Origin of the sequence: Gardnerella piotii (genome assembly GCF_003397585.1) — a bacterium.
Classification (GTDB): Bacteria; Actinomycetota; Actinomycetes; order Actinomycetales; family Bifidobacteriaceae; genus Bifidobacterium; species Bifidobacterium piotii.
Genome location: NZ_QJUV01000001.1, coordinates 352,870 through 375,331, shown reverse-complemented (window position 1 = coordinate 375,331; position 22,462 = coordinate 352,870). Strand labels below are relative to the sequence as shown.

The following is a 22,462-nucleotide window of genomic DNA, read 5'->3' as shown; positions in this document are numbered from 1 at the left end:
ACACACTAGCGACCACACACTAGCGAGTTCCGCCAGAATACGAGCTGGAGGTATCTCCACTGCTGGCGTTACCAGAATATTGGTCTTGCCTTCCGTCGCCCGTTGCGTAGCGTCCGTTTGTAGCAGCATCTTGTTGCGAGTTTTGATCACCTTGCGAATCCTGAGAGCCTTGCGCACTCTGGTCGCTTTGTGAATCCTGGCTTTGCTCTTGAGCTGCCTGCCTGCGCGCTTCTTCTTCCCTATCGCGCTGCTGTTGCAACTCATATTGCCTGCGCATCTGCTCGCTAGTCAACGGCATTTTTCCGCCAGCCATATACTTTGGATCTGGTTTTCCGTAATCATTATCCATAGGCGTGTTAGATGCCTTTAGGTACGTATCCATAAACTTTTTCCAAGCAGGCATAGCAATGTAAGTACCATACCATGTGCTGTGGTAGACGCCATTAATGCGCATGTTGTTAAAGCTCTTTTGAACTTCCGCATTTCCAACCGCAATAAACGCAGACACCTTATTTGGCACAAATCCAGCTGTTGCCATGTAAAAGTCTTCGTTAGTACCAGTTTTAGTAAACGTTTTTCGTCCACCTTCTAGCTGAGCCATGTGCGCAACACCAGTTGGCTGAACAACGCCTTGATTAATGGCGTATGCTGCTGTTTGAGCAACCTTCTTTGGTATTGCTTGATGGCAATTAGCGCTAGGAACACGCAAACGCTTACCATTCTTGTCTACTACGCGCTTAATGGCTATAGGATCGCATTGAACGCCATCAGCTGCGATTGTTGCATAAACATTTGCCATTGTAAGCGGCGAAGCTTGCACAGCACCAATCAACATAGGAGGATTGAACGAGTTCTTAGAAAACACATCTTCTTGACCCAATGGCGAATTGTGATACCCCAACGTTTTAGCTGCCTCCGCAACAGCGCAAAGCTTAAGCTGGGTTCCCATTGCTGCCTGAATAGTGTTATGAGAATGAACAAGACCCATTAAAGGCGTTTCTGGGCTAACACTACCGCCACCAGAGTTTTGAACAGACCAGCGACCAATTCCACGATACCTTGCGCAAGAAAAATCAGTGTTGTTATAAAGCATGCTTGTTCTTAGAGGCTGATTAATCGACTTTCCAGCAAGCAACCAAGCAACAATGTTAATTGGCTTCCACGTAGAACCAATCTGCCAGCCTAAGCCTCCGCCGTCTCGCTCGTCTACAGCGTAGTTAATCGCAGTGTGCGTAGGGTCTGATTTTGCTGCATCTGTAGCATCGTAAATACGGTTGCTTCCAAATCCAAGTACTTCTCCAGTTCCAGGTTTAATAGCAGCAATCGAAACTTCAAAACCGCTTGGATCGTGTATTGGAACAGTAGCCCTAGCTGTATCCATTGCAGAAGAGTTTGCAAGAATATCCATTGTTGTGTAAATGTCTAATCCGCCTTCGTTAAGAAGCTTTTGACGCGCAACAGTGGTTTTACCAAACTCGCGTGAATTCAAGATTTTCTTAGTAACATAATCGCAAAAGAATGCAGCATCTCCAGCAGCTTGGCATCCAACATTTGCAACTTCGTGCTGAATATTAAGTGTATCTTTAATTGGAATTTTTACAGCATCATCATGTTCTTTTTGGGTTATAAAATTCTGCCTAAGCATTAAATCAAGAACAATATTCCTCTGCTTTTGAGATTCTGGCCAATTTTCTTCTATAGAAGGATCATACCTAGAAGGATTTTTTGTAATTGATGCAATCGTTGCAGACTGAACAAGATTAAGCTTTGCTGCCGTAGTGTTAAAGTAGCGTTTTGCAGCAGTTTCTACACCATAAAGGTTATTACTACCGAATTGTGCAACGTTTAAGTAACCTTGTAGAATCTCTAGCTTTGAGTATTTTTTCTCCATTTGAATTGCGATTAGCATTTCTCGCAATTTTCTAGCAACAGTACTTTCTGCAGCATGATATTCCGATATAGGATCGTTATCTTCCCTAGCTTTAATCATAAGAACGTTTTTAACGTACTGCTGCGTTAAGGAAGAACCACCTTGCATATCTGACTTTTTAATAAACGTTTGCACAAACGCACGCATAACGCCTTGAACATCTACGCCAGAATGTTCAAAGAATCGTCGATCTTCTCGAGCAACCATTGCTTGTTGCATATATTGCGATATTCGCCTAAGCGGCACAACAGTGCGGTTTTGAGCATAAAAAGTGGCAATAACAGTTTTGCCATCGGAAGCGTATAATCGCGATTTTTGCGGCAATGCAGTAACGTCAAAATCAATGCCATCTACCCTAAGAGAAGGCACAACAGACTTAACAACGCTGTTTATGCTCATTACCCCTGGAACAAATAGAATACTAGAAGCTACACCACCTGCAACACACAAAGTGATGTACGTAAGAAACAGTGCGAGTACTCTACGAGTTGTTAGGGATTTCTTTTTAGGCATGCGTACTATTCTAGAGGCTTGCCTCTACGTTGCGGCACGCAAAAATCGCAATTTATAAGATTTGCGCGATTTGTGCGATTTATCTTTCTGCTCGGCGAATCAACATTCCAGGCTCATAAATAATAATCGACCTTCCGTGCCTTTTAATCCAACCTCTTTGCGCAAAATCCATCAACGCTTTATTAACTGTTTCTCTAGAAGATCCAACCAATTGCGCAAGCTCTTCTTGAGTTAAATCGTGAGGAACTAAAACGCCTTCTCTAACAGGCTCTCCAAATCTAGAAGCAAGATTCAAAAGCGTTTTTGCTAATCTTGCTGGAACGTCCATAAAAACAAGATCAGAAATATGCTCGTTATTTGCCCTTAAACGCGCTGCCAAAACTTGAAGCATATCTACAGCAACTCGAGGATGGTGTCCAAGCCAGTTAAAAAGTACTTCATTTTCTAGCCACAGCACGCGAGTTTTATCTGTAATAGCAATCGCAGAAGCCGTGCGCGGCCCGCCATACGGGTCAAAAACAGGAATCTCCCCAAGAATTTCCCCATGCGTGTGAATGCTAAGCAATTGCACACGATTATCCCTTGAATGACGTACAAGCTTAACGCGTCCGCGCTCCAAAAGATACATGCGGCGATCCGTATCTCCTTCGTTAAAAATCGCCTGCCCCTTAGAAAAAACCGACTCATGCAAGTGTTCTAGCAGCTCCCTCGCTTGGTCTAGCGGCACTTGCTTAAATAACGCTGTATGCGTTAACGGAAGGTCTTCCACGTAGGGCTTATCTGGCTTTACTATTACCACAATCAGCCTCCAATGTGTTTTAAAAATATTCTACGAAATACCCATGGCATCTAAACACCACGCGTTTTCATAGCAAACTTCTTCCCACTTTTTATACCTGCCAGAGCCTCCGCCGTGGCCGCCTTCTGTTTCAATGCGCGCAATCGCATCCGCTCCAGCCGCCTGCAATCGCGCAAGCCACTTAAGCGGCTCCGTAACAAGAACGCGAGTGTCGTTAATCGAAGACGTTATAAGAATTTTTGGAAACTCTCCCTGCTCAATATGCTCAGGCACATTCTCGTAAGGCGTGTAAGACTTTAGATACGCGTAATCTTGCGCATTGTGCAACGGGTCTCCCCACTCATCCCACTCGGTAACAGTAAGCGGCAACGAGTCGTCTAGCATAGACGTAAGCGCGTCTACAAAAGGAACATCCGCTTCGATTCCTGCGTAGCATTGCGGAGCCATATTTGCCACAGCTCCCATAAGAAGGCCGCCCGCGGAACCGCCATTTGCAACAGTCTGATTCGCATCAGCATACCCTGCTTGTTGCAAAGCGCGAGTAACGTCTACAAAATCCTCAAAAGTGTGTTTTTTATTTCGACGCCTGCCATTCTCATACCACGCGCGACCCATTTCTCCGCCGCCTCGCACATGAACTTGCGCAAAAAGCACGCCTCTGTCTAGCATGCTTAAACGCGCAACAGAAAAATACGGATCGCTGCTAATCTCGTACGCTCCGTAAGCTGTTATAAACATTGCGTTCGTTTTTGCAACAGCGTCTTTTTTCCAAACTAGCGAAACTGGCACGCTCTCGCCATCTCGAACTTTAACCCACACTCGTTTTTCTGCGTAGTCGTTTTCGTTAAAATCGCCTAAAATTTTTCCGCGCTTAAGCAAAACGCTTTTACCTGTTGCTGGGTCTAGTTCTTTTAACGCTCCAAGAGTTGCGTAACTTGAGCAAGAATAACGTATTTTTGGCGCTTCATAACACGGATTTCCCGTTGCAACAATAAGGCTGATTCGACTATTTTTGGCTTGTTCAAGACTTATTTTAGACAATTCTTTGCGAGCGCTTGCGGAACGGAAGCTTGCGACTTTTGCGCAAGAATCGCTAGCCTCCAACGAATCGTTAAGATCCAAAGAATCGCAAGAAACCGCGCAATCGCAAGAATCTCCTACAAACCCATCTTCTTTTACAAGACGGAATCTCCATGGACAGCCAGTCTTAAAATCTTCAACGGCATTGCTTTTAGTCATAACTGCCAATTGAGGCAAGCCGTTTGCACGGAAAGAAAGAGCAACGTAGTTTTTATAAACGCTTAAACCATCCACGCTTAAGCCGCGTAATCCTTGCAAAATCTTAGGGTTCTGGCTGTTGTAATATGGCGCACTAATGGCTTTTTTGCTCGCACCTTTTTCTATTAAATCACCATTTTGGCATCCGTATGGAGACCCTTGCGCAATGCAATAACCTTCGCCAATGTTAAATGGCATTGAATCCGCAGAGTATTTTCGCAAATCTATAACATCAATTTGAAAATTAGGATTTTTAAGATTGTGGCTTACAAACATTAGTGGAATATCTTTGCCATCTTGCCCAGCATTTTCAAAGCACGCAAACGAAACGTCGTATTCTACGTTTTCTATAGGCTTAAGCACCATTCTAAAATCGCCTTCTGGTGTGCTTAGAGGCAACATTAACACGCGTGAAGTGGTTTTAGAGCTGCTGTTTATAATAACGCTTCGCTCGTCGAAGCTTTCGTACACGCTAACAAAAAAGCGTTCGTCTAAATCTTCAAAAACTTTAACGTCATTTTCTACACTTGTTCCAACCTTATGCCTAAACACTTGGTATGGCCTCCAAGCACTATCTAAAGTTACGTAGAAAACCCATTTTCCATCTGGCGTTAAAAGCGCAGAAGATATGCCTTTTATGCAATCCGAAAGTGTTACAAAGCTATTGTTATAGCGAGTGATGTAATCGGCGCTTTCGCTACCATTTTCTTCGATATTTTCGCCATTTTTGCAATCAAAATCGCCACTTTCCTCCGCGCAAAAATCGCGAATATAAAAGTCAAATCTTTCATCGCCCTTAGAATCAACTCCAAACAGCATTCGCTTACCGTCTAAGCTAATATCCATTCCGCCAAGCTGAAAGAATCCGCCATTAAAACGGTTAGCTTCTATATTTGCGTCAAAAATAACCTCTTCGCATGGCGTTTGACCAGCATGAGCGCGCTCATCTATAACAGGTGGATTCCAATCATCTTCGCTCTTAATTTTCATACGGCATTGAACGCCATATTGTTTGCCTTCTTCGGTTCTAACGTAATACCAATAGCCATCCATGCGAGTTGGAACCGACATATCTGTTTCTTGAACACGACTTTTTAGCTCGCTAAACAAATGTTTACGTAAAGGCTCTAAACTAGAAACGCGTTTGCTAGTGTACTCATTTTGAGCATCAATATACTCGCGCAACTCCTTGGATTTAGTGTTACTCATCCACGCATATTCGTCTACAAACACATCGTTGTGAAACTTACGAACGTAGTCAACTCGTTTTGCAAGAAGTGGCTTTTTAGCAGTATTAAAATCACCAACTTTTAGCGAATTATCTTCCATTTATAACCTTTACAATCTTTATAATCTTTACAACACTTAAAACACTTACAACACTTAAGACACTTAAAACACTTAAAATCAGTCTTTGATTAAAATCATTCTTTGCAATTAACAGAATCCATAATAAACGGAATCATAATATCTTCTAGCAAATTGCCATTTTGAGCAGCAAAAAACGGAACACCTTCAAAAGTACCAGCTGCACCCTTAGCTTCAACAAAAATATCATTGCAAGTTTTAGCAACTCTAGAAGATGCAAGAGTCACACCAAAATTCTTAGACATGCTTCGCCTAAAATCAACCAAAGTTGCGTCTTTTTTAAGCTGACGTATGCCAACAGCAAGAACTCGATTTGGGAATTTTTCAATGATTTTTGCATAAGTCGAAGGGTCTTTTTGACCGTCATCTCCAATAAGAACAAATCGCATGTCTGGAAAATCATCCATAAGCTGTTGAGCAAACTCAAGCTTGTGCTGCGGGCCAGTTGGAACAAAAGTCTTAGGACGCGGGTCTAAATCCCTAAGAAGAAGAGGTCCCGCAGGAAAACCTTCGCGCAAAATAAAGTGTCGGATTGAAGCTTCCACATTCCAAGGAGAAGTGGAAAGGTAGAAGAAAGGAGTGCTAGGAATTGAATCCTTAATACGCCTAAAAAAGTGGCTCATTCCATCAACAGCATGCCTATGCTCTGGATTCATAATAAGCAAATTGTAAGCAGCTCTAAGAGGAGAAGGCGCTTGAGTGACCATAATAGTATCGTCAACGTCGGAAATAATACCTAAAGGCGTTTGCTCCGATATAACAAACATGCTTGCTTCAACAGCATTGCGATTATCGACCTTGTACGAAACCTTGTGTTCACCTGGCAAAAGCGACCTTTCGGTAACCAAATCCAAGTAACCCGAACAATCCGAAACGCAATATTCTGCGCTACTGTTATACGCAGAATCTGGCTTATCGTACACGGAAGAATCGCCAACCTGCGCCCATTCAACAGCAACATTATCAATACTTAGAGCAACCTTAACGCGAATCGCAGGAACAACAAGCATTGCGTAAATACCGCGCTTTAACGCGGAATGATGTCCATTTTTAGGCGCTAGAACAGTTCGGCAAATCAAGCGTGCGTAGCGATCGGTACCGTAACCAATGTATGGCTCAACGCTAGGGAACCAGCCAAAATGCCGAGCGATTTTGCCACTTATGCGCACCCAAAGTCCAAAGCTAGACGTTGCAAACTTTCTAGCAAATTGAACAATCGGAGGCTTTTTATCTAAGCGCTCTTCGCTAGAAGGAGCATCAAACAGCGTTTCTGTAACACGAACCTGAATCGGAGTGCTACTAACTCTTCTAGATGCAGCAGGCAAATCGCCCTTCAAATTCGCTGCTTTATTAGCGGACTGGTCCATCTGGTTGTTCTCCAACAACTTCCACAACTGTTCCGCGAGGGCAGTTTTCAAACACCCACTTTGCATCTTGCTCATACATGTTTATGCATCCATGAGAACCATACTTTGCAGGGTATCCTTGAGATATACCAACATTGTTCCAAAGAGCGGTGTGGAATGAGATTCCGCCGTTAAAGTAGCTAACCCAAGTGATTCCAGGCAAGAAATACCTAGAGCCGTTTCGGTTAAATCCGCGCATATCTTGCACTCGGTAGCGCAAGTAAATAAAGTACGTTCCGTTTGGCGTTTCGTAATAACCGTTTGAGCCACTGCAAACTGGGAATGTTTTAAGAAGCTGATCATCTTTGTAAACGCTTATTGTTTGGTTTGACTTGTTAACAACAACGCGCATGTCAACAGTCTTTTTTTCGATTCCAAACTTAACAACGTTTGTTGGAACACTAAGCTTTGCATCTGCCGACTTTTCTACAGCTTGAACAACCTTGTTTGCAAAGTCTTTAGAATACTTAACTTCTATACCATTTTCACCCTTAAGCGTTGTTAATATAAACTTTCCTTGCTTGTTATAGGTGTCTTCTTGGTCTACTTTTTGTTGATTAAGATTCTTAGCAAGCTCTTTAGAAAGCCATGCGTCGGCAGCAGAGGCATCAACCTTGTACGAAATCTTCTTTTTTGCACAATCTGCATCAATCTTAATCCAAGATGCTAAAACAGCCTTTGAAAGCGTAAAATCTTTTGAATCGCCATTGTCTAACGTAATTTTTTTAGATATCAAATTATTGAGTTGATCAACAGTTTTCTGCGCTACATCACGTTTAATTGGAGCTTCTACCTTACGAGAGCCAACTGTAACTTTTACTGTTTTACCAGGATTTTCTAGAACGCGCTTAATAGCCTCGCGAACTGGCAAAGTTATAATCGTACGCCCTGGAACACCATCTTCTACAACATAAGAGTTAGAAGAAGAATCGAACTTAGCAGTATAAGGCATTGCCCTATCTTTTTCGCTAACAAACTTTTTAACAATGTACGCGTCCATGCTTTCGTTGTCTAGCTTGGCTTTAAGTCCAACGTTTTCTTGCAACCAAGGCATAAGCATTGTAAACACGTTATTGTGCTTTGCGCGCATAATGTTTTGCACAGTTGCGCTTTTATCTACACTTACCGATAAGTCTTTAAGTGTTTCAACAGAGCTTTTTCCAGAATCGTCTTTAATCTCAATCTTTGTGTTTTCAATCGCCCTATTTACAGCATCTGTGACTTTTTCAATCTGCGCGCCCGAAACTTCACTGCTGCCAGCAAAATGCACTCCAGGAGCAACACGGTCACGGAAGTATGCTTGCGACCCTACAAAAGCAGCAACCACAAGTATTAAGAAAATAATAAACGAGTAAAGCAATACAAGCGCAGACTTATTGCCTTTAACACGTTTTTTCGATACTTCAAATTGTTCAGTATCGTCGGATTCAAAAACGCTCATATTATTTTCTTGCGATTCAGACATAACCTTAAACCCCTGCTAGTTCTACGCGCAAACGCACGTTGTAAGTCTATCACTTGCTTAGCATATAAAAATCATATAAATGGCACTAACTAAGCGAACATGCCAGCGTCAAAATGTAATTAAACGCATAATCAAGCTCATAATCAATGCGCTAATCAGATGTAGCAATCAGGCGCTTAATCAGATGCATCAACGCGTAAAATAACGCAATAAGTGATGAAAATGTAAAGAAATAATCAAATTTTATAAATATTATCAAAATAATGTCCATATCTTAAAGATGTGTGCAAGAATAATAAATATGCCAGATATGCCAATTCAAGCAACAATTGCGTTAATGGTGATTGTTTTTGCGCTAGTTTTTGCGCCATTCGTCATCATGATAGTTACGCGTACCCTGAAGAAGCATCATTTAGCAGAAAAACTGGCAGAAAGGCATGGAGACAGCGTTCACTACGCTTTTATACTAAATCCTTCTAAACCGCAAGCCGAAGAATACCGAAAAAGCATTAAAGATTACTGTGCTTCTAACAATCTTACTTACGAAATAATAGATACACAGCTTAATAAAGACGGGCGCGAATGCGCGCTAGAAGCTTTGAAAAATGGCGCAAATGTTGTTGTTGCTGTTGGCGGAGATGGCACTGTTAGAACGGTTGCGAGCGCAGTTAGCGGAACAAACCACGCAATGGGAATAATTCCAATTGGAACGGGAAATTTGTTCGCGCGAAACATGGGGATTCCTGTAGACGATGTTCAAGCTGCGCTAAAAGTGGCAACTAGCCATGGATCTAGGTTTGTTGACGTTGGTCGCGTTTTTATACTCGACAAGCCGTACGAAGATCACGGTCATGCGTTCTTGATTATTGCGGGAATTGGATTCGACGCGCTTATGATAGACGACACTAATCCTGCGCTTAAAAAGAACATAAGCTGGCTTGCGTATTTTGTTGCAGGCGTTAAGCACTTATTTGCGCCAAAATACCGCGGAGACGTTACTTTTACACGCAAAGATGGAACGGATTACACATCTAAGGCAATATCTTTCCGCACGCTTATGGCTGGAAATTGCGGCCAGATTCCAATGTTTTCACTTATGCCAGATGCAGCTTACGACGATGGCATACTCGACTTTGAGGTTATTGACACTTCTGGCGGATTAATTGGATGGGCTAACTTATTTGGAGATGTTGTGCACCAAACCGTTACAGGAAAAGCGCAACAAAGCCCACTTTCTACAAACTCCAAGATTGACCAATCGCAGGGGCTGGCAGCTACTGTAAAGCTTGAGAGATCGGCTCCCGTGCAGGTTGATGGAGATATTTTAGGCTACACAAAACACTTGCGTTTTAGTGTAGATAAACGAGCATTATGCGTGCGCGTGCCACAGAGTTTGCAATCTTCTTTAACTCAAAATACCGCCGACTTACGTTAAAATACCGCCGCCGTGGCAAAATAAAAAATTATGGTAGCAAAAAATGCGGGAATGCCCGCCACCCCAGAAGATCTAGTAGACGTTGACGCTTTGATTGGCGCTTACTACGATGAAGTTCCAAATTCCAATATTCCAGAACAGCGCGTTATTTTCGGCACGTCTGGTCACCGTGGTTCCGCTTTAAAAACTTCGTTTAACGAAGCTCACATTGTTGCAATCACACAAGCCATTGCCGAATACCGCAAGAAGGCTGGCGTAACTGGCCCTCTTTATATTGGTAGAGATACGCACGCTCTTTCGGAGCCTGCTCAAAAAACGGCAATCGAAGTTTTGGTTGCTAACGGCGTTCGCGTTCGTGTGGACTCGCGAGGCGACTTTGTTCCAACGCCTGTTGTGTCGCAAGCTATTTTGACGCATAACCGCGCAGCAGATGGCACTCAGCGCTTTAGCGGAGACGGCTTGGCAGATGGCATCGTTGTAACACCTTCGCACAATCCCCCAACTGACGGCGGTTTTAAGTACGATCCTGTAACTGGCGGCCCTGCCCCAGCAGACGTAACTAATGCGATTGCAAACCGCGCAAACGAATTGCTCGACAATTACAAGTCCATTAAGCGCGTGCCTTTCGAGGAAGCAATCAAGTCTGATTTGGTTGAAGGCTTCGATTACCGCGAACACTACGTTAGCGATTTGGCAAACGTTATTGACTTCGATGTAATTCGCTCTAGCGGCGTGCGCTTGGGAATTGATCCACTCGGCGGTGCAAGCGTAAACTACTGGCCACTTATGAACGAAAAGTACGGTTTGAACATTGGCGTTGTGCGCCCAGATGTTGACCCAACTTGGCGATTCATGACAATCGATCACGATGGAAAGATTCGTATGGATCCAAGCTCCCCTTACGCAATGAAGGGCTTAGTTGATCAGCTTAACGCTGGCGCTTGGGATAAGTACGATCTGGTTGGCGGCACCGATCCAGATGCCGACCGCCACGGAATTGTGTGCCCTAACTGGGGTGTTATGAATCCAAACCACTACATTGCAGTTTGCGTGGAATACTTGTTCGGCGGCGCTCGCCCAGATTGGCCAAAGAATACTGCAATCGGCAAGACGCTTGTGTCTTCTTCTTTGATTGACCGCGTAGCTGCTTCTATTAACGCAAAGCTTGTGGAAGTTCCTGTTGGCTTTAAGTGGTTTGTTGAGCCTCTCTTTAGTGGCGAAGTTGCTTTCGGCGGCGAGGAAAGCTCTGGCATGAGCTTCTTGCGCAAGGATGGCCGCGTGTGGACCACCGATAAAGATGGCTTGATTCCTGATTTGCTCGCTGCAGAAATCACTGCAAAGACTGGCAAGAATCCTGCTCAGCTTCATCAAGACCAGGTTGCTCGCTTTGGCGAAAGCTGGTACAAGCGCGTAGATACGCCAACAACACTTGAGCAAAAGCAAAAGTTTGCAGCTCTAAGCGGAAACGACGTTGAAGCGACTAAGCTTGCTGGCGAAGATATTACAGCAAAGCTTACGGAAGCTCCTGGAAACGGCGCTAAGATTGGCGGTTTGAAGGTTACAACTAAGAACAATTGGTTCGCTGCTCGCCCATCTGGTACCGAGAACATTTACAAGGTTTATGCTGAGTCCTTCGTTTCTCCAGAAGCGCTAGATAAGGTGCTTGAGGAAGCTACTGCTGTAGTAGACAAGGCTTTAGCGTAACGCTTTAATTGCGATTAGTTAAAATTGACTGAGATTAGTCGAAGTTGATTTACGATTAGTCGAAGTTAACAGCTTCTATATGCGCTGGTTGCTATGCTGCCAGCGCATTTTTTGAAAGGTTTTACAATGATTGTTGTTTCTACAGACGGATCTGCTCTGGGAAACCCAAACGGATCAATGGGATGGGCTTGGGCAGACCACATAGACGAAGCGGGCAACGCTCACGAGCACAATCACACTGGAAACGCAGATGCAGGCGGAGCTACTAACGGCACGAATCAAATAGGCGAATTATGCGCAGTTCTAGAAGCTTTGCGAGCACACCCTGGAAGCGAGCCTTTAACAATCGAAAGCGACTCGCAATATGCGATTAATTGTGCAACAACCTGGATTCACGGTTGGAAAAAGAACGGTTGGAAAAACTCCAAAAAAGAGCCTGTAAAAAATGCAGAACTTATTCGCGCAATCGATTCGGAGATTTGTAAGCGTAAAGGCTCCGTTAAGTTTGTTTGGGTTAAGGGACACGCTGGAAACGCGGGAAACGAGAAAGTTGACGAGCTTGCTAGAACTTATGCTGAAGATTGCCGAAGCAAATTGAAGGATGGATATTTGCCATTAGAAGGATGGAAATCGTTGATTTCTTCTACATATTCAGATGGCGTTGACGTTCCGCAAGACGCAAAAATGCTATTAGACGGCACAATTTCTAGTAGCGAATACCACATTGGCAGATGCGTTGGAGAAGATATTAATCCTGATTTTAATGGCGATAATACGCGCGAAACAAGCCGTGAAACAGAGTGTGAAACATTTAGCGATGCTGCCACCACTCACTACGCAAATAACAACGCTGCTTGCGATTTAACTACAAAAATCATTAATACAAATGATGAATCGCCAGCCACAGAAGAATCAAAAGACACATACAAACCAAAAGGCACAGACGAATCGCAAGCAACCGAAGATTTGCATGAAAATAACGAATCACAAAATAACGAATCACAAAATAAATCAGAACAAAAATATAAAACAGTTCCAGGATTACGCGTATGCGGAACATTGCAATTTACGCCTGCTCCAAACACAAGCCCAAGTTTTAACGGGAATCCACGATTTATAACAGGCACAATACAGTTAAGCGGATACGTTATGCCAGATGGCACTTTTAACCTAGAGCCAAGCGAATTTTATATGCAAACAAACGCAAACAAATGCGAAAAATAACAAAACAAAAATCTTAAAGCAGACTAATATGTAATATGTATGGAACAGATGCGATTAGCAATCGCTAAAAATCGCACATAATCGCGCAAAATAGCGTGGTAACAACCTGCCAAAAGCAAGAAAGTAGGCACAAATGGATAAAGCACAACAAGACGCGCTAAAGAAAGCAGCTGGCATTGAGGCCGCAAAAATCGTACAAAATGGCATGATGGTTGGACTTGGCACTGGCTCTACAGTGCGCTTCTTAGTAGACGAGCTTGGCCGCAGAGTTAAAGAAGAAGGCTTGAGCTTTACGGGAGTTACAACTTCTCGTCGCACGCAAGAGCAGGCAGAAAGCTACGGAATTAAGATTCTAGATATTAACGATGTTGACCATATTGACGTTACAATTGACGGATCAGACGAAGTTGATAAGAACTTTAACGGCATTAAGGGCGGCGGCGCAGCTCTTCTTTGGGAAAAGATTGTTGCAATCAACTCCGACCGCATTGTGTGGATTGTTGACGCAAGCAAGGTTGTAGACACAATCGGCAAGTTCCCACTGCCTGTTGAAGTGATTCCATTTGGTTCTGCTCAAGTGATTCGCAAGTTCGAGAAGCGCGGATACAAGCCAGTTTTGCGCTTGGATGCAAACGGCAAAGAAGTGCGCACAGACGAGAACAACTTTGTTGTTGACTTGCACTTGGAGCGCATCGACCACCCACAAGAGCTTGCTAAAGACTTGATTGAAACTGTTGGCGTCGTTGAACACGGACTGTTCCTTAACATGGTTGATACTGTGATTGTTGGAGATCCAAACGGCCCACGCACGCTTACAAACCCAAATAAGTAAACGGCATATCTAATATTTAACCAATAATTTCCCGAGAGTGTACGTAAAATCCACTGTTTTACGTACATTTTCGGGAAATTTTTTACATTCTTCAATCAGGGTAATTTTCAATCGTAATAAAAAAAAGCGCTGGAAAAATCCAACGCTTTCAAAAGTATTACGTGCCCAAACGGGCAGGCGCGCCAAACAGCATTACTTACGCTGATGACGAGTCTTACGCAGCAGTTTGCGGTGCTTCTTCTTGCTCATCCGCTTGCGGCGCTTCTTGATGACAGAACCCATCTGAAGCCTCCATTCATATGTAAAGTGTGCAACTTGCCTAATGTTACACCGTTTTGACGACTTTGGAAAATCCTAAAGCAAAGTTTTACAAAAACACATGCAAAACATGCGCAAAACCATACGTTAAACACATACAAAACACATGCAAAACAGCTTATATTTTGCAAAGTTTACATTGGAAATTGCTTATAGAATCTTTCAACAGATTGCTTTGATCCGGTTAACTCAAACACAGCTGTGTCGTTTTGCCAAATGGCACTAGCTTTAGCTTTATTGCCCGACTCAGTCTTTAACACATAGCTGCCAGTGGTTTTTCCAGAAACTTGAATTTTTCCAGAAGCAACATCTACCCCACTTAATCCATCTAGCAAAAGCTCATATTGCTTATTCGCTAGGTCGCGACTGCTCCATTGAGCAACAACAAGCGAAACATCACTTCCAGATTCTCCAGTTGAATACTTAACTGTGTATTCTTCTAAAGGAGAAGCCGAAGACCATTTTGCGCTAGCAGAAGCATCAACACGCGCAAAATCAAGAACAGTATCTGGCATAGCTTTTAACAGCGCAGTAGACGTGCTAGGCAAATCTTTAGCCTTAATAGATGGCGTTTTTGCAGAAGGCACTTGCGTTTTAGCGGGTTGCGTATTTTGCTGGTGATTTAACGCCCAACCTGGCCAAACAAACGCGGAAACAATTGCCAAAACAACAACTATTAATGCAACAATAAGCACTTTTCGTAAATTGTTATGAGACGCAGAAAATCCTTGCGAAGAAGTAGAAGAATTATTTGTATAAGAATTCATTTTTTACCCCACATAACACTGTTAAACATACTTGGATTATCTCACAAAAGTATGACGGCAAAATGTCTATAAATGCAGCTAGCGTCAAATCATGGCTGCAAAATCTTCTACTTATTACTTGTGCTCCGAATGTGGTTGGAGTGGGTCAAAATGGTACGGCCGCTGCCCAGAATGCGGCGAATGGGGTACGCTAAGCGAGTTTAGCGAGCCAAAGTTGCAAAGTGGCGTTTCTAAAGCTTTAAGATCGTCTAGAAATTCAAGAAGCGCAAAAACAAACGCGATTGCCGCATTAAACATCGATTCCAGCGTAGACGCACAGCCGATTAGCAGCATTCAAGCAGATAATGGAATTAGAATACACACGGGATTTAGCGAATTTGACCGCGTTTTAGGCGGAGGCCTTGTTCCAGGGTCCGTAACGCTTATAGCAGGCGAGCCAGGAATCGGAAAGTCTACTCTGCTTTTAGAAACCGCTGGAAAAGTAGCTAAAAATGGCGGCGAATCCAAAGAAAGCATAGTCCTATACATTTCTGGCGAAGAATCAAAGTCGCAAGTAAAATTGCGCGCATCACGCATAAACGCTATAAGTCAAAATCTTCTTCTTGCTTCTACAACAGACTTAAACACAGCTTTAGCATTAATCGAAAAGTATAAGCCAACACTTGCAATTGTTGATTCAGCACAAACTATTGTTTCTAGCGATGTTGATGGCATTACAGGAGGCTCCACTCAAGTTAGAGAAGTAGCTAGCGCGCTTATTGACGTTGCTAAAACTTGTAATATTCCAGTGCTTTTAGTTGGTCACGTTACAAAAGACGGCTCGATTGCAGGTCCGCGCACGCTTGAACATCTTGTAGACACAGTTTGCCAATTTGAAGGAGATAGTCAAACGGCATTGCGCATGCTTCGCGCTGTTAAAAATCGTTTTGGACCTACAGACGAAGTTGGATGCTTCGATATGAGCGGATGTGGTATTGAAGAAGTCCCCGACCCTTCTGGCCTGTTTTTGTCTTCTAACGAGGATTGCAAAAACGAAGGCACATGCGTAACGCTTACTTTAGAGGGCAATCGAAGCCTTGCTATTGAGGTTCAAGCGCTTGTTACAGACTCTGTTCTGCCTGCTCCTAGACGTGCAGTTTCGGGAGTAGATACAAATAGAATCGCTATGCTTACAGCAGTTTTATATAGGCATGGCGGATTAAATCTTCTTGCTAAAGACATTTACGTTTCTACGATTGCTGGCGCTAAAGCAAAAGAGCCTTCTTGCGATTTAGCAATAGTGGCGTCCCTTGCAAGCGCTGCAAAAAATAAGCCAGTTTTACCTTTTACATGCGCAATTGGCGAGATTAGCTTGACTGGCCAAGTTCGATCGGCTTCTAGAATGGAAACTAGACTTAAAGAAGCTGCAAGAATTGGCTATAAACGTGCGATTGTTTGCCATTTGCAAAAAAAGATTCACGTTGCAGGAATTGATGTAGTTGAAGTAAATAATCTTAAAGAAGCGTTGAGCGCGCTGGGATTGTAGGAGATTAATGGAGATTAATATGGTTGACTTTAGCAAATGGGCTGCTTTTACATCACAAAAAACTAATCGCTCGCTTGCAGGTTCGCGAGTGTTTATTGAAGATGAAAATAAAGAAAACAACAACATTAACATCAACAACATCAATAGCGACAACAATAGCAATGTGCAAAAATTCTTGCAAAATGCGCAATCTTGGGGAATAATTCCCGTAAATTCTAAGGAAGATGCTGATTTTTGCGTAAAAATATGCGCAAAAAACCTAGAGACCACTGTAGACGCGCCTAATTTAAGCGGAAAAGATGCCATTGACTACGCGCAAAGCCACATGCCAGTAATGCGCACGTTACTTAACAATTTACAAGAAAATGGCCTTAATCTAGAAGGCGTTAGAATAGCTGTTTGCCTTGTGCTAGAGCCAAAAACAGCCGTGCTACTGAGGGAGCTACACGCTCACGGAGCGATTGTTGGCGTTTTTTGCAGCCCAGACGAAACCGACCAGAGAGTGGCAGATCAACTTAAAAAAGAGGGCATTTTAGTGCAAGCAAACCGCGATTGGTCTCCTGAGCAAACGCACGAAGGCGCTCTAAAACTTCTAGACGAAATACAGCCAAACATAATAATCGACGATGGCGCAAGCTTTGCGCGCCTAGCAAGCCTAGAACGCCCACAAATCGCAGCAAATCTAATAGGCGTTGCCGAAGAAACAACAAGTGGAGTGCGCGCTTTTGAAGCAATGCAAAAAGCTGGGCACTTGCACTACCCCGTAATCGCAGTAAATAATAGCGCTCTAAAAACCGATTTTGACAATCGTCATGGAACTGGAGAAACATGCGTTACAACAATGCAACAAATTCTTGGAAGCGAATGCTTTGAAAACGCTAAAGTAACTGTTGTTGGATACGGACCAGTTGGCCGCGGATTTGCATTAAGAATACGCGCATTGGGTGCAAAAGTTACGATTTGCGACACAAATCCTGTTCAAGCTTTACGCGCAGTTTTCGACGGATTTGAAGCTAAAAATCTTGAATGCGCTGTTAAAGAAAGCAATATGATTGTTTCTGCAACAGGCGTTAGACACACGATTACATTGCAAAATATGCAAAACATGCAAGAAAACGCAATTTTGGCTGTTATTGGTGGAATTGCAAACGAGATTGCATTAGACGAAATCCCTGATTTTAAGCCAGTTGTTGGAACAGCACAAAGAAAAATCCAAGTTCCACTAGGTCCGCAGATCACGCTAATAAGCGAAGGAGACGGCACAAATTACACTACAGGCGGCGGAAATCCTATTGAGATTATGGACTTTAGTTTTGCTGTTCAAGTGAGCGCAGTTGCGTATTTGCTAGAGCACAATGGCAATAAAGACGGCAATAAAGACGGCAATAGCAATAAAAATGGCAATAAAAATAACGAAAATCGACTTGATTCTGGAATCTACCAATTGCCAGAAAGCTCCGATAATCAAATAGCAAGAATCGCACTAGAAAAACGCGGATATAGCGCAAGCGAAGCCAATAAAAACAACGGATATAAGTGGGATTTAACGCGATTTGCAGAAGAAGCAAACATTTAGCATAAATCAATTAACCAAAACATAATAAATCTGAGCAATAATAGAATAAATAAAGCAAAAATAGTACAACGTAATTCCTTAAGGAACACAATGCTTACAGACCCAATACGCAAACTTGCACACCCAACACCACTTAGCGAAGTCACACTATACAGTGCATCAATGGTTATTCCAGTAACGGGGCCAATAATCCCCGAAGGTGCCGTTGCTGTATCTAACGGACGCGTTGTGCACGTTGGAACGCGTCAATGGGTTCTTAATATTCTAAAAGACGAGATGCCAAGCGATTCTTATATGCAAATGTTTAGAAACGAGAAGCATTGGCACGGTCTTATGACGCCAGGTCTTATTAATGCACACACGCATTTGCAATACACAAATATGGCAAGCGTAGGACGCGGAGAATATAGAAATTTCCACGATTGGGAGCAAGGATTTAACGTTGTTTACGACAAGTTGCAAGAAGATAAACAAAAAAATCCATCGCTAACAACTTGGAAGACTTCTGCATACGAAGGCGCAAGAATGATGGTGGAATCTGGCACAACAGCAGCTGCCGACATTGTAACCGATATTGAAGCGGTTGGAGCGCTTGCAAGCCAGGGAATGCACGGAATTGCCTATTGGGAGGTAATGGGCTGGAAAAACGTTGATTGGAAGGAAGAAGGCTACGCTAAGCTGCTAGAAATGCTTGGGCAAATGATGAACAACGGCAGCATACCGAGTATAGGTATTAGCCCACATGCGCCTTATAGCCTAGAAACAGAGCCGTTTGTGGATTTGCCAGACATTGCGCGGCAGCTAAACATGCGCTTGCACATACACTTGGCCGAAACGCCGATGGAGGCAGGAAATCACGCAGATACGCTAACTACGTATTCTGCGCCAGATTGGAATAGCAATGTTTGGGAAAGCTATAGCGAACTTAAATCGCACGGAATGACGGCATCTGCAATTCAGTTTTTGGATCAGCTTGGGTCTTTGGGGCCAGACGTTCATATTGCGCACGGCGTTTGGGCGGATGGCGAAGACCGCAGGATTTTGCGCCAACGCGGAGTTGGAGTGGCACTTTGCCCAAGGTCCAATCGCATTACTGTTACAGAGAGAGACGCGCCAATTCGCGACTATATGGAAGAAGGAAACTTACTTGCGATTGGTACGGATTCCCTATCTTCTTCTCCATCTTTAGACGTTTTAGACGATGCTGCAAAAATCTACGACTTAGCAACAGCACAAGGATATAGAAAAGATGATTTAACACATCGAATTATTCGCATGCTTACTTTAGGCGGCGCAAGCGTTATGGGCTTGCACGTAGGGCCGCACAGAATTGGCCAAATTAATGCTGGAGCCACGGCCGACCTTGCATTCTTTAACATTCCAACAGACACAAGCTCGCCGCAAGGAGTTGAAGAGACTTTGCACAATTTTGTTCGTCACGGCGCAGGAAGCGCAAAAGCAACAGTAATATCTGGAAATCTTGTGTACAATAATGGCGCCTTTGCGCAATAAGTCTTGACTAATAAGTCTCGCAAAATAAATCAGAAAATATCAGGAGATATTATGAGCATTAAATTAGAAGATATGAGCGATTACGCAAAAAATCTTGTTAAAGAATTGCACTTAGAAGCACACCCAGAAGGCGGATGGTACGCTCGCGATTGGCAAGCAGCACAGTTATATAGCGCAAATAACAGCGCAGACGCGAGCGCAAACGCGACTAATACACAAGTTGACGAAAACTTCGCAGCCAGCGCTCCAAGACCACTAGCATCGCTTATTTATTTTCTTTTACCAGCTGGCGATTCAAGCGCGTGGCATAAAGTTGATGCAGACGAGATTTGGCTTTGGCATGGGCCAGCAAATCTTACGATTGAACTTGGCGGATGCAGCCAAAATCCTTGCGCAGAGGCGGATTTGCAACGTTTTACGCTTGGAAACACTAAAGATGGTAACGACTTACTTACGCGCGGTCATCTTGTGATTCCTGCTGGAACATGGCAGCGAACTGTGCCTAGCAACGCAGATGTATTGGTGTCTTGCGTTGTAAGCCCTGGCTTTACTTTTAGCGGATTTAATTTAGCAAATCAAAACGATTAAGCTATTTAACAAGCGCGTTCAAAACGCTCAAAGTCAAGCTTCCAGCGCGATTTGCAGCAAGAACTAAATCGTCTTTATGCTCATCAAGCGATTCGTAAGATTCTCCGCAACGGTTGCTCATTGCACGAATCGCAAGGAACGGCACGCTATTTTTAGCTGCAATATGCGCTACTGCAGCGCCTTCCATCTCTTCGCAATCGCCAAAAACCTCTTCGCGAACTGCATCTAGAACCTTTGGGTCTGTGTTAAATTGGTCGCTTGTTGCTATGTTTCCACAAACGTATGCAACTCCATTTTCGCTCTTATTAGACGCGCTTTGCTTAGATCCCGCGGAAGAATCGCAAGCAGCCGAAGATGATTCTTGCAAAGACTTTTCAAGCCTAAAGCCTAATAGCTTCGCTTGATTTGCTGCTAAATCACATAACTTTGAGTCCGATTCAAAAACTTCTGTGTATGGAGCACAATCTGCAATAATTTGCGTATTTGTTTCTAAATAGTGAAGATTCTTGCCTATAACAATGTCTCCAACATTAAGACGCGGATTTAATGCGCCTGCAATTCCGCTAAAAATCAACACTTGTGGCTTAGCTTCGATTATAAGAGCCTGAGCCGCAGCAGCTGCAGCACACTTTCCCATTCCAGCAATGCATATTGTAAGAATCGCGCTATTTTCGTTGTTGTTAGACGCGATTTTACCTTGAATAAAAGTAACGCCGTAATCTTGCCAAGACTTATATTCACCACTAAACGCTTGCAAAATAGGCTGAGCCTCTTTTTGAAGCGCCACTATAACCGCGAGATTTGAAAGATTGCTAAAATCGCTAGAATTACCGATTGAAAATTCCTTTTGCATAGTCTCCCCTAAAATAAGTTCGATAAATCTAATCTAATAAAATCTAACGAAATCAAATATAGTCAGATACAGTTAAATACAATCAAATGTTTATGATTCTAAAATCGTAAAGACACACCGCAACACACAACACGCCGCAACACACCGATTGTAACTGTTGCTTAACAATCACAAAATTTAACATAAGTAGAGCAAATTTACGCCATTAAATCAACAAAATATAGCACGTTATAAACAATCGCGATAACAATTCTGTAACAATTAAGCCTTAAATACGCCTATCGTCTTATAAACTATCAAATGTACGGCCGCAAAACCTACTTAAATCGCTTAAAAAACGAATAAGCGAAAAATTTTAAGGTTTTAGCAAAAACAAGGAGAAAAAATGGCTATTTTCGTACATAACAACTTGCACACTAACCGCGTAGCAATCGCAGCTACTAAAATCGCTGCAGCAGCATTAGCAGTGGCTGCAATGGTTAGCACAGCGGCATGCGGAAGCCAAAACGCACAAGATCCAAATCAAAAGACGATCACTCCAGGCGTTTTGACAATCGGCACAGCTCAGCCAACTTACACACCTTGGATGTACGATAACAAGCCAGAAAACGGCAAGGGATACGAATCCGCAGTAGCATACGCTGTTGCAAAGAAACTTGGCTACGGCAAAGACAAGGTTAAGTGGGTTCGCACAACCTTCGACTCCGCAGTAACTCCAGGCCCAAAGGACTTTGACTTTAACCTTCAGCAGTTCTCTATTACCGAGGAACGCAAGAAGGCAGTAGACTTTTCGCCAAGCTACTACAACGCAACTCAAGGCGTTGTTGTTAAAAAAGACAGCAAGTTTGCTAACGCAAAGACTTTAGCAGATCTTAAAACCGCGCAGATTGGCGCAATGGTTGGAACAACAAGCTACAGCTTTGCTAAAGACAAGATTAAGAGCGATATTCAAACCTTTAACGATAACGACGCTTTGGTTCAGGCTCTTGACTCTAAGCAAATTGACGCACTTGTTATAGATACTCCATCTTCTGTAAATATTGTACGCAGCAAGCAGGTTAAAGATGGCGTTGTTCTTGGACAGATTGCAGGATCGGAAGATAAGGAAGGAACTGGCCTTGTTCTTCCAAAAGGATCTAAGCTTACTGCAGACGTTACTAAGGCTGTGAATGCTCTAGAAAAAGATGGCACTTTGAAGAAGCTTCAAGAAAAGTGGCTTGCAGAGTACACAACTGATGTGCCAGTTCTTAAGTAAATTGATCTAAATTAAATCAAACAAAATAGATTAAAAATAGATCAAAATAAATAAAAATCGTACCAACGTCATTACCAATACGCATTATTGTAAGCAATTTGTAACCCAATCGTC

The 22,462-nt window shown here is 43.1% G+C and carries 17 protein-coding genes; 9 read left to right on the top strand and 8 right to left on the bottom strand.

What is annotated here, in order from left to right:
• Positions 1–19: 19 nt before the first annotated feature.
• The 5 genes from D0T20_RS01740 to D0T20_RS01720 all read right to left on the bottom strand — a co-directional run bounded on the left by D0T20_RS01740 (position 20) and on the right by D0T20_RS01720 (position 8,759).
• Entirely contained in the window at positions 20–2,443 is a 2,424-nt protein-coding gene (locus D0T20_RS01740) for a transglycosylase domain-containing protein (protein WP_116438221.1), read from the bottom strand.
• 79 nt (positions 2,444–2,522) lie between these two features.
• Positions 2,523–3,242, bottom strand: a complete 720-nt coding sequence (locus tag D0T20_RS01735; RefSeq protein WP_116285544.1) for a Crp/Fnr family transcriptional regulator — start codon at positions 3,240–3,242, stop codon at positions 2,523–2,525.
• Between the two features lie 30 nt (positions 3,243–3,272).
• Positions 3,273–5,849 carry a S9 family peptidase gene (locus D0T20_RS01730; protein ID WP_116438220.1) on the bottom strand — a complete coding sequence of 859 codons (2,577 nt, stop codon included), beginning with the start codon at positions 5,847–5,849 and terminating at the stop codon, positions 3,273–3,275.
• A 95-nt stretch (positions 5,850–5,944) separates the two neighbouring features.
• The gene (locus tag D0T20_RS01725; RefSeq protein WP_116438219.1) at positions 5,945–7,255 is read right to left on the bottom strand and encodes an App1 family protein; all 1,311 of its coding nucleotides are present in this window, start codon (positions 7,253–7,255) and stop codon (positions 5,945–5,947) included.
• Positions 7,239–8,759, bottom strand: a complete 1,521-nt coding sequence (locus D0T20_RS01720) for a L,D-transpeptidase (RefSeq protein WP_116438218.1) — start codon at positions 8,757–8,759, stop codon at positions 7,239–7,241. Before D0T20_RS01720 ends, D0T20_RS01725 begins: the two co-directional genes overlap by 17 nt.
• Positions 8,760–9,060: 301 nt before the next feature.
• On the opposite strand from D0T20_RS01720, the gene D0T20_RS01715 reads away from it, so the two are divergent.
• The 4 genes from D0T20_RS01715 (at position 9,061) to rpiA (ending at position 13,954) form a co-directional block, all read left to right on the top strand.
• On the top strand, positions 9,061–10,194 hold the full coding sequence (locus D0T20_RS01715) for a diacylglycerol/lipid kinase family protein (RefSeq protein WP_116438217.1): 1,134 nt from the start codon (positions 9,061–9,063) through the stop codon (positions 10,192–10,194).
• Between the two features lie 30 nt (positions 10,195–10,224).
• Positions 10,225–11,898, top strand: a complete 1,674-nt coding sequence (pgm, locus tag D0T20_RS01710) for a phosphoglucomutase (alpha-D-glucose-1,6-bisphosphate-dependent) (protein ID WP_116438216.1) — start codon at positions 10,225–10,227, stop codon at positions 11,896–11,898.
• A 126-nt stretch (positions 11,899–12,024) separates the two neighbouring features.
• Positions 12,025–13,122: a ribonuclease H family protein gene (locus D0T20_RS01705; RefSeq protein WP_162862657.1), complete on the top strand. Its 1,098-nt coding sequence runs from the start codon at positions 12,025–12,027 to the stop codon at positions 13,120–13,122.
• A 133-nt stretch (positions 13,123–13,255) separates the two neighbouring features.
• Positions 13,256–13,954 (top strand): ribose-5-phosphate isomerase RpiA, encoded by a 699-nt coding sequence (gene rpiA / locus D0T20_RS01700; protein WP_016635466.1) that lies wholly within the window; start codon positions 13,256–13,258, stop codon positions 13,952–13,954.
• 192 nt (positions 13,955–14,146) lie between these two features.
• On the opposite strand, the gene D0T20_RS01695 is transcribed toward rpiA, so the two are convergent.
• On the bottom strand, positions 14,147–14,236 hold the full coding sequence (locus D0T20_RS01695) for a 30S ribosomal protein bS22 (RefSeq protein WP_004268639.1): 90 nt from the start codon (positions 14,234–14,236) through the stop codon (positions 14,147–14,149).
• Positions 14,237–14,406: 170 nt separating this feature from the next.
• Entirely contained in the window at positions 14,407–15,039 is a 633-nt protein-coding gene (locus D0T20_RS01690) for a hypothetical protein (RefSeq protein ID WP_032816110.1), read from the bottom strand.
• Positions 15,040–15,130: 91 nt separating this feature from the next.
• Here D0T20_RS01690 and radA point away from each other — a divergent pair, with 91 nt between their 5' ends.
• The 4 genes from radA (at position 15,131) to D0T20_RS01670 (ending at position 20,240) form a co-directional block, all read left to right on the top strand.
• Positions 15,131–16,564 (top strand): DNA repair protein RadA, encoded by a 1,434-nt coding sequence (gene radA / locus D0T20_RS01685; RefSeq protein ID WP_016796794.1) that lies wholly within the window; start codon positions 15,131–15,133, stop codon positions 16,562–16,564.
• A 19-nt stretch (positions 16,565–16,583) separates the two neighbouring features.
• Positions 16,584–18,140 (top strand): adenosylhomocysteinase, encoded by a 1,557-nt coding sequence (locus D0T20_RS01680; RefSeq protein WP_116438701.1) that lies wholly within the window; start codon positions 16,584–16,586, stop codon positions 18,138–18,140.
• A gap of 90 nt (positions 18,141–18,230) precedes the next feature.
• Positions 18,231–19,652 (top strand): amidohydrolase family protein, encoded by a 1,422-nt coding sequence (locus D0T20_RS01675; protein WP_116438214.1) that lies wholly within the window; start codon positions 18,231–18,233, stop codon positions 19,650–19,652.
• 51 nt (positions 19,653–19,703) lie between these two features.
• Positions 19,704–20,240 carry a cupin domain-containing protein gene (locus D0T20_RS01670; protein ID WP_116438213.1) on the top strand — a complete coding sequence of 179 codons (537 nt, stop codon included), beginning with the start codon at positions 19,704–19,706 and terminating at the stop codon, positions 20,238–20,240.
• Between the two features lies 1 nt (position 20,241).
• On the opposite strand, the gene D0T20_RS01665 is transcribed toward D0T20_RS01670, so the two are convergent.
• On the bottom strand, positions 20,242–21,093 hold the full coding sequence (locus D0T20_RS01665; RefSeq protein WP_116438212.1) for a 5'-methylthioadenosine/S-adenosylhomocysteine nucleosidase family protein: 852 nt from the start codon (positions 21,091–21,093) through the stop codon (positions 20,242–20,244).
• A gap of 385 nt (positions 21,094–21,478) precedes the next feature.
• On the opposite strand from D0T20_RS01665, the gene D0T20_RS01660 reads away from it, so the two are divergent.
• The gene (locus D0T20_RS01660) at positions 21,479–22,348 is read left to right on the top strand and encodes an ABC transporter substrate-binding protein (RefSeq protein WP_020759301.1); all 870 of its coding nucleotides are present in this window, start codon (positions 21,479–21,481) and stop codon (positions 22,346–22,348) included.
• The last annotated feature ends 114 nt before the right edge of the window (positions 22,349–22,462 follow it).